Source organism: Pararhizobium sp. P1_E7 (assembly GCF_056405855.1).
The window spans coordinates 1-2,268 of sequence record NZ_JBFUBH010000175.1; the positions used below are offsets into that span (position 1 = coordinate 1).

4 protein-coding genes are annotated in these 2,268 nt (G+C 55.9%); 1 reads left to right on the forward strand and 3 read right to left on the reverse strand.

The window, feature by feature from the left end; genetic code table 11:
* Positions 1-97 precede the first annotated feature (97 nt).
* From AC1D17_RS28540 to AC1D17_RS28550, 3 genes are read right to left on the reverse strand one after another with little or no spacing between them, the layout of a single operon-like run.
* Entirely contained in the window at positions 98-397 is a 300-nt protein-coding gene (locus AC1D17_RS28540) for a VirB3 family type IV secretion system protein (RefSeq protein ID WP_477568572.1), read from the reverse strand.
* A 3-nt stretch (positions 398-400) separates the two neighbouring features.
* A complete protein-coding gene (locus tag AC1D17_RS28545) occupies positions 401-739 on the reverse strand; it encodes a TrbC/VirB2 family type IV secretion system protein (RefSeq protein WP_477568573.1) in 339 nt (112 codons plus the stop codon).
* 19 nt (positions 740-758) lie between these two features.
* Positions 759-1,637 (reverse strand): lytic transglycosylase domain-containing protein, encoded by an 879-nt coding sequence (locus AC1D17_RS28550; RefSeq protein WP_477568574.1) that lies wholly within the window; start codon positions 1,635-1,637, stop codon positions 759-761.
* Positions 1,638-1,805: 168 nt separating this feature from the next.
* On the opposite strand from AC1D17_RS28550, the gene AC1D17_RS28555 reads away from it, so the two are divergent.
* The coding region (locus tag AC1D17_RS28555) for a hypothetical protein (protein ID WP_477568575.1) at positions 1,806-2,268 on the forward strand (463 nt) is incomplete at its 3' end.

A 2,268-nucleotide genomic window follows, 5' to 3' on the forward strand; every position in this document is an offset into this window, starting at 1 on the left:
ACATGCCGCAGGTAGGGGATATGCTTCGCCATTGGTTTTTCGCGGCTGAGTCTGTTGCCAAACCCGAGTTCTTCTCGAATGAGCTTCAGCATGACGGTCACGGTCCGTAAGAGTTGGCACCCCAAAATGTTTTGTTCGGGGTCTTGGGGGTCAGGCGTGTTGCGACCTGCAGCACGTCGAGGATCCGGCTGTCCCAGGTGCACAGCGTGAACAGGATCACGTAGGCGACAGGCGCCGTCAGCAGCGCCCAGACGGTATTGGTAGTGAGCCAGGCGATGATCGTCAGGCCGATGACCAGGACCACGGCCATGTAGGGAACGCCCCAGAGCGTCGGCGACCGGGTTAAGCCAATGATGAGAGGGGTTAGGACGGGCTTGTCGTCTTCAAACTCAGCCATCCGTCAGTTCCCGACCGTCGACATCAACTGGTCAACAATCGCGGGTGCACCGAAGACCAGACCAATGCCGAGCACGACTGCGCCTGCGGTGAACCAGCTCAACCGGCCAGCAAAGGCCAAAAAACCCAAGCCGATGACCGCGATGATGGCGACCAGTCGGCCAAACGGGCCGGTAATGAAGTCAACCACGGCCTGGACGACGGTCTGAAGCGGGGCGAATGCCTGGTTGGTTGCCTGCGCCATGGCGACGTCAGCCGTGACGAGCTGTGACACGATGATCACCGACATCATACCGACAACGTGGATTGCCCTCTTTTGGTTTGATGAAAGGCTGATGTTCATTCGATGACTCCTTTAGCGTTCAGAACTGCATGACGCCCTTGATGAATCGGCTGCCACGCGCACCGATCACATCACTGGCCATTTCATTGGAGGAGGGGCTTATGGTGCCGGCAGCAATTCCACGGGCCGCAGCCTTGGGCGGCATCTTCAGACCCATTTGATGGTTGATGACATCAGTGACGTAGCGAACAGTTTCGCCGAACGGGGGAACGCCACCGCTGTCATAGACGGCTTGCGCACCCGCATTGTATGCTGCGGCCGCAAGGATCGGATTTTGGAATTTTTCCAGCATCAGCTTGAGATGGCGAATGCCACCATCGATATTTGCAACCGGGTCGCAGATATCATTCACGCCGAGTCCGGTTGCCGTGGCGGGCATGAGTTGCATCGGACCGCGGGCGCCCTGTTGGCTATTGCGGTTTCGGTCGAACCGGCTTTCGACCCATGCGATCGCCTTGGCAAAGCCCGGATCGACCCCGTAGGATTGTGCGGTTCTCCCGACGAGTTCCTCGATCTCTGCGACGGTCATCGGCGACGGCCCGCACTCGCGCGTGAAGCCGTCTGTGTTCCTCGAATATGAATAAGAGTTGTTCAAATCTTCCGTTGGATTTACGCCCGATCGATGGTCGGTTGTGTTGTCGGCTGTGTGGCCGTTGTGCGAAAAATTAAAACCGACCGTGTTCGAGACCTCAGTGGCGGAGATCCTGTCAATCCGCCCCGAGGGCGCCAGCTCGAACGTGTCTTCGCTTACAGGTCCTTTGACATGGTCTCTTGAGATTTCAGTTTCTGACGCGGAGATCTCGCCCGAATAAAATCGATTAGAATCAAACGGGTAAACTGGTGAATGCCATGCTACCAGAACGGCGGCTGTAAGGAAGGGCGACAATAACTTCAACACAGAAATCCCCTATTTCAATCTAACTCATCCGCTGATCGCTGACTGCAAATCGAGACTCCAACCCTGATTCCAGCCAATTTCCCGGTTGATTCTTTTACCGTTTGTGTTCATTCTTATATCGAAAAATTCGAGTCGAAAAGAAGAAAATTGCGTTGTGGAGTCGCGGCGATGAGAACAAATGAGGTAAGGAACCGCAAAAAAACGATGGTGTTTTCGCTATGCCTGTTCCTGGTCGCTCCATCGTGCTGGGCAGGCGGAACGATCGATCCGGCCTACGTCAAATCGCTGGCTGCTCCTGGAAAAACTGTTCTGGTCGTGGAGTATTATGACCCCGCAGGGAAGGTGGTCGATCGAAAAGGTTTTGCATCGGCGAACGGTTTCGCAGTCGTAACGCCGGTCGAGATCGCCATCGAATCCAAGACCCGCTTGCACCTTTATGGACTGGAGCCCTGTGCCGGCGACATGGTCAATCAGAAGGAGGGTTTCGCGGGGACTTGTGCCGATTACGCGCGGCAGCAACTGGCGATCCTGGTCAAAACAGCGAAGGTGATTTTTTGCCGGGCGTTTTTGACCGAGCGCGACGCGTTGCTGCAGGATGCCACTTGCTTCGGGTACTACAACTACCCCGGGT